Origin of the sequence: Comamonas faecalis (assembly GCF_039538025.1) — a bacterium.
Lineage (GTDB): Bacteria > Pseudomonadota > Gammaproteobacteria > Burkholderiales > Burkholderiaceae_C > Comamonas_C > Comamonas_C faecalis.
Genome location: NZ_BAABBP010000055.1, coordinates 1 through 5,828 on the forward strand (window position 1 = coordinate 1; position 5,828 = coordinate 5,828).

Here is a 5,828-nt window from a genome sequence, read left to right on the forward strand (position 1 = left end):
CGTACTGGGGGTTGGTCTAATAAGAGCCTGACGATGACCTACTTTCACACGGGGATCCGCACTATCATCGGCGCGAAGTTGTTTCACGGTCCTGTTCGGGATGGGAAGGGGTGGTTCCAACTTGCTATGGTCATCAGGCTTGAACGGTGTGCTGCGCTGGAGCTTGTGTGTGGGCTGCAGCGCGGCGAATTCATAGAGTCGATGGGTTTGAATTTGATGGCGTCAAGGCATAACAGTCTTTGCTGCTTGTGGCAGTCAAAGTTATAGGGTCAAGCCGCACGGGCAATTAGTACTGGTTAGCTCCATGCATTGCTGCACTTGCACACCCAGCCTATCAACGTCGTGGTCTACAACGACCCTTCAGGGGGCTCAAGGCCCCGGCAGATCTCATCTTGAAACGAGTTTCCCGCTTAGATGCTTTCAGCGGTTATCTCTTCCACACTTAGCTACCCTGCGATGCCACTGGCGTGACAACAGGTACACCAGAGGTGTGTCCACTCCGGTCCTCTCGTACTAGGAGCAGGCTTCCTCAAATCTGCAGCGCCCACGGAAGATAGGGACAAAACTGTCTCACGACGTTTTAAACCCAGCTCACGTACCTCTTTAAATGGCGAACAGCCATACCCTTGGGACCGACTACAGCCCCAGGATGAGATGAGCCGACATCGAGGTGCCAAACACCGCCGTCGATATGAACTCTTGGGCGGTATCAGCCTGTTATCCCCAGAGTACCTTTTATCCGTTGAGCGATGGCCCTTCCATACAGAACCACCGGATCACTATGTCCTGCTTTCGCATCTGCTCGACTTGTCAGTCTCGCAGTTAAGCACGCTTATGCCATTGCACTATCGTCACGATGTCCGACCGTAACTAGCGTACCTTCGAACTCCTCCGTTACGCTTTAGGAGGAGACCGCCCCAGTCAAACTGCCTACCATGCACTGTCCCAAACCCAGATCATGGGTCGTGGTTAGAACCTCAAACACACCAGGGTGGTATTTCAACGTCGGCTCCAGGCAAACTAGCATCTGCCCTTCAAAGCCTCCCACCTATCCTACACAGATATATTCAAAGTCCCATACAAAGCTACAGTAAAGGTTCATGGGGTCTTTCCGTCTTTCCGCGGGGAGATTGCATCATCACAAACATTTCAACTTCGCTGAGTCTGCGGAGGAGACAGTGTGGCCATCGTTACGCCATTCGTGCAGGTCGGAACTTACCCGACAAGGAATTTCGCTACCTTAGGACCGTTATAGTTACGGCCGCCGTTTACTGGGACTTCAATCAAGAGCTTGCACCCCATCATTTAATCTTCCAGCACCGGGCAGGCGTCACACCCTATACGTCGACTTTCGTCTTTGCAGAGTGCTGTGTTTTTATTAAACAGTCGCAGCCACCGATTTATTGCAACCGCTTTTGGCTCCCTTTGTACAAGTTCACCTACTTGCGGCATACCTTCTCCCGAAGTTACGGTATCAATTTGCCGAGTTCCTTCTCCGCAGTTCTCTCAAGCGCCTTAGAATACTCATCTCGCGCACCAGTGTCGGTTTGCGGTACGGTCGTCAATAGCTGAAGCTTAGTGGCTTTTCCTGGAAGCAGGGTATCACTCACTTCGTCTGCAAGCAGACTCGTTATCACCCCTCATCTCAATCCGGCGGATTTGCCTACCGGACACGACTACAGGCTTGAACCAACTATTCCAACAGTTGGCTGAGCTAACCTTCTCCGTCCCCACATCGCACTATTGATCGGTACGGGAATATTGACCCGTTTCCCATCAGCTACGCATCTCTGCCTCGCCTTAGGGGCCGACTTACCCTACGCCGATGAACGTTGCGTAGGAAACCTTGCGCTTACGGCGAGGGGGCTTTTCACCCCCTTTAACGCTACTCATGTCAGCATTCGCACTTGTGATACCTCCAGCATCCGTCTCCAGACACCTTCTCAGGCTTACACAACGCTCTCCTACCACGCACAGTAAACTGTGCATCCGCAGCTTCGGTAACTGGCTTGAGCCCCGTTACATCTTCCGCGCAGGACGACTCGATCAGTGAGCTATTACGCTTTCTTTAAATGATGGCTGCTTCTAAGCCAACATCCTGACTGTTTTAGCCTTCCCACTTCGTTTCCCACTTAGCCAATTTTAGGGACCTTAGCTGGCGGTCTGGGTTGTTTCCCTCTTGAGTCCGGACGTTAGCACCCGGTGCTCTGTCTCCCAAGCTGTACTCTGCAGTATTCGGAGTTTGCCTAGGGTTGGTAAGTCGCCATGACCCCCTAGCCTAAACAGTGCTCTACCCCCGCAGGTAATACTTGAGGCACTACCTAAATAGTTTTCGGAGAGAACCAGCTATTTCCAAGTTTGTTTAGCCTTTCACCCCTATCCACAGCTCATCCGCTAATTTTGCAACACTAGTCGGTTCGGACCTCCAGTGCGTGTTACCGCACCTTCATCCTGGCCATGGATAGATCACTTGGTTTCGGGTCTACACCCAGCGACTATGACGCCCTATTCGGACTCGATTTCTCTACGCCTCCCCTACTCGGTTAAGCTCGCCACTGAATGTAAGTCGCTGACCCATTATACAAAAGGTACGCAGTCACCCCTTTCGAGGCTCCTACTTTTTGTAAGCATGCGGTTTCAGGATCTATTTCACTCCCCTCCCGGGGTTCTTTTCGCCTTTCCCTCACGGTACTGGTTCACTATCGGTCGATGATGAGTATTTAGCCTTGGAGGATGGTCCCCCCATGTTCAGACAGGGTTTCTCGTGCCCCGCCCTACTTGTCTCTAGCCTAGTACCACCGATCAGTTTTCGCATACGGGGCTATCACCCACTATGGCCGGCCTTTCCATGCCGCTTTGCTAACTGTTCGACTATCACTAGAAGGCTCTTCCAATTTCGCTCGCCACTACTTTCGGAATCTCGGTTGATGTCTTTTCCTCGAGCTACTTAGATGTTTCAGTTCACTCGGTTCGCCTCGCACCCCTATGTATTCAGAGTGCGATACCCTTGCGGGTGGGTTTCCCCATTCAGATATCTCCGGATCAATGCTTATTTGCCAGCTCCCCGAAGCTTTTCGCAGGCTATCACGTCTTTCGTCGCCTATCATCGCCAAGGCATCCACCACATGCTCTTAGTCACTTGACCCTATAACTTTGACTTCTCTTGTCGAGAGGTCACCGTTTCAGCTCAAAGACTTGCGAGGTCTTTCACCTCGCGCGTTATGCCGTAATGTGAATCTTTCTTCGGTCGACCATTTCTGGTCTTCCTGGAGAACTATTCGTCATTACTTGAACAGATTTTCTTTCGAATTTCATGTTCGTTTTGACGCAATCAAATTCAAGCTGCTGATGGCACGGTCACCTTGCGGTGTTTCCATCAGCAGCGCTGATTCGACTCTATGAATTTTTAAGGAACAGCCGTTTGATCGATCGCTATCGATCAACATCGAAGCGCTCTTTTTCTCAAAAGCGCTTTGGTGTTGATTGATGGGTTGTGGTGGAGGATGACGGGATCGAACCGACGACCCCCTGCTTGCAAAGCAGGTGCTCTCCCAGCTGAGCTAATCCCCCTCTCGGACACTCCCTCTCGGGCTTGTCTTCGCTTGGCATCCATCTTCACTCGTCCCATCAGTTGGTGGGTCTAGTTGGGCTCGAACCAACGACCCCCGCCTTATCAAGACGGTGCTCTAACCAGCTGAGCTACAGACCCAGTTTTCTCTCTCGGCCAGAGGGCTTATTACCCTCCGCCCTTGTGGGCTTTCCAACAACCGATAAGTGTGGACGTTCAGCGGCGCTGAGTTTTCTACTTTTTCCAGAAAGGAGGTGATCCAGCCGCACCTTCCGATACGGCTACCTTGTTACGACTTCACCCCAGTCACGAACCCCGCCGTGGTAAGCGCCCTCCTTGCGGTTAGGCTACCCACTTCTGGCGAGACCCGCTCCCATGGTGTGACGGGCGGTGTGTACAAGACCCGGGAACGTATTCACCGCGACATTCTGATCCGCGATTACTAGCGATTCCGACTTCACGCAGTCGAGTTGCAGACTGCGATCCGGACTACGACTGGCTTTATGGGATTGGCTCCCCCTCGCGGGTTGGCTACCCTCTGTACCAGCCATTGTATGACGTGTGTAGCCCCACCTATAAGGGCCATGAGGACTTGACGTCATCCCCACCTTCCTCCGGTTTGTCACCGGCAGTCCCATTAGAGTGCCCTTTCGTAGCAACTAATGGCAAGGGTTGCGCTCGTTGCGGGACTTAACCCAACATCTCACGACACGAGCTGACGACAGCCATGCAGCACCTGTGTGCAGGTTCTCTTTCGAGCACTCCTCTATCTCTAAAGGATTCCTGCCATGTCAAAGGTGGGTAAGGTTTTTCGCGTTGCATCGAATTAAACCACATCATCCACCGCTTGTGCGGGTCCCCGTCAATTCCTTTGAGTTTCAACCTTGCGGCCGTACTCCCCAGGCGGTCAACTTCACGCGTTAGCTTCGTTACTGAGGAAATAAATCCCCAACAACCAGTTGACATCGTTTAGGGCGTGGACTACCAGGGTATCTAATCCTGTTTGCTCCCCACGCTTTCGTGCATGAGCGTCAGTGCAGGCCCAGGGGATTGCCTTCGCCATCGGTGTTCCTCCGCATATCTACGCATTTCACTGCTACACGCGGAATTCCATCCCCCTCTGCCGCACTCCAGCCTTGCAGTCACAAAGGCAGTTCCCAGGTTGAGCCCGGGGATTTCACCTCTGTCTTACAAAACCGCCTGCGCACGCTTTACGCCCAGTAATTCCGATTAACGCTTGCACCCTACGTATTACCGCGGCTGCTGGCACGTAGTTAGCCGGTGCTTATTCTTACGGTACCGTCATCACCCTCCTGTATTAGAAGAAGGCTTTTCGTTCCGTACAAAAGCAGTTTACAACCCGAAGGCCTTCGTCCTGCACGCGGCATTGCTGGATCAGGCTTGCGCCCATTGTCCAAAATTCCCCACTGCTGCCTCCCGTAGGAGTCTGGGCCGTGTCTCAGTCCCAGTGTGGCTGATCGTCCTCTCAGACCAGCTACAGATCGCAGGCTTGGTAGGCTCTTACCCCACCAACTACCTAATCTGCCATCGGCCGCTCCAAACGCGCGAGGCCCTAAGGTCCCCCGCTTTCATCCTCAGATCTCATGCGGTATTAGCTGCTCTTTCGAGCAGTTATCCCCCACGTCTGGGCACGTTCCGATGTATTACTCACCCGTTCGCCACTCGCCGCCATCCCGAAGGACGCGCTGCCGTTCGACTTGCATGTGTAAGGCATGCCGCCAGCGTTCAATCTGAGCCAGGATCAAACTCTACAGTTCGATCTTGAATGATTTAAGGTCTCTCGACCTTCGCTCTAAAGGAATTGAAGTGAACTGTTCGTACACTTCTTCTCTCTTCATGAGCGTTTTGTGTTCCGAAGAACTTCTGCAAACATGAGAAGCCCAACTTCCACCAAACGCCCACGCTTATCGGCTGTATCTTGTTAACGATCTGCTCCGGAATTCTCTTCTCCGGATCAACTTCACTGCGATCAGCGAAGCCTCGTATTGTAGCAGGTTTTTTGAAGTCCCGTCAAACTTTTTTGATTTCTTGCAGCCGCAGCAATCAAGCCAACAACCACACAAAACCAACCCCTCCAACCAAACCAACCAGCCTTGGCAGCCAGTCACTTCGATCAGCGAAGCCTTGTAGTGTACATCAGCTTTTACACCTCTTGCAACCACCGAAGAACTTTTTATTCGCCCTCCTCTTCAACCACCCGCAACAGCTACCCAAAAGAGAAGCGCCACAAGCAGCGAAG

General features: G+C 52.5%; 2 tRNA genes and 3 rRNA genes. All 5 read right to left on the reverse strand.

Annotated elements, in window-relative coordinates:
* Window positions 1-25: 25 nt before the first annotated feature.
* The 5 genes from rrf to ABD767_RS17100 all read right to left on the reverse strand — a co-directional run bounded on the left by rrf (window position 26) and on the right by ABD767_RS17100 (window position 5,346).
* A 5S ribosomal RNA gene (gene rrf, locus ABD767_RS17080) occupies window positions 26-138 on the reverse strand.
* Between the two features lie 127 nt (window positions 139-265).
* Window positions 266-3,145 (reverse strand): 23S ribosomal RNA (locus ABD767_RS17085).
* 349 nt (window positions 3,146-3,494) lie between these two features.
* Window positions 3,495-3,570: transfer RNA gene (locus tag ABD767_RS17090), tRNA-Ala, on the reverse strand.
* 62 nt (window positions 3,571-3,632) lie between these two features.
* Window positions 3,633-3,709, reverse strand: a tRNA-Ile gene (locus tag ABD767_RS17095).
* A gap of 106 nt (window positions 3,710-3,815) precedes the next feature.
* A 16S ribosomal RNA gene (locus tag ABD767_RS17100) occupies window positions 3,816-5,346 on the reverse strand.
* Together the 16S, 23S and 5S rRNA genes with 2 tRNA genes alongside form the textbook arrangement of a ribosomal RNA operon.
* Between the last annotated feature and the right edge of the window lie 482 nt (window positions 5,347-5,828).